The sequence below is a fragment of the Gordonia sp. UBA7860 genome (assembly GCF_002500165.1).
Lineage (GTDB): Bacteria > Actinomycetota > Actinomycetes > Mycobacteriales > Mycobacteriaceae > Gordonia > Gordonia sputi.
This window is the reverse complement of the sequence record NZ_DLSO01000180.1, coordinates 8,287-8,799: the sequence shown is the minus strand read 5'-3', so window position 1 is coordinate 8,799 and position 513 is coordinate 8,287. Positions and strand designations below refer to the sequence as shown.

Here is a 513-nt window from a genome sequence, read left to right as displayed (position 1 = left end):
ACCTCGACGGTGTCGGCGTCGTCGGTCACCGACACCTCGGACCTGGCGAACCTGATGGCGATCGCCACCCACGTGTTCACCGGCCGCGTCGACGGTCAAGCCGGAACCACAGCGCTCGATGCGATTCCCGAAACCCAGTACCGAGTGCGCACCGGAGTATCGATCAAAGGTTCCGTGCCCGAGAGCGTGGTGGTCAACCAGCAGGGCGGGATCACCGACCGGGTCTACATCTCGGTCAACGGCGACACCCCACTTGCGGTGGGGCAGTGGTACCTGTTCGCCACCCGCTACCTCAAGGCGCAGAACTGGTACACCCTCATCCCGGTCGACGGCCGCACACCCGTGACCGAGCAGCAGGCGCACGACCCCGGCTCACCGCCGCTGGCGGCCGCGGCCGCGGCGACGCCCGCCCGCCCCCGGGCGGGGGTCGAACGCGAATCGCCGAGCCCGTCGCTGACCTTCCCCACACCCCGGCCGGGCGATCACCACCCGCCCCCGCCGTCACCGACCCAG

At 70.6% G+C, this 513-nt stretch carries 1 protein-coding gene; it reads left to right on the top strand.

What is annotated here, in order from left to right:
• Positions 1-513, top strand: a 513-nt coding sequence (locus B3T59_RS22150) for a hypothetical protein (RefSeq protein WP_287005161.1), incomplete at both ends; no start/stop codon positions are given.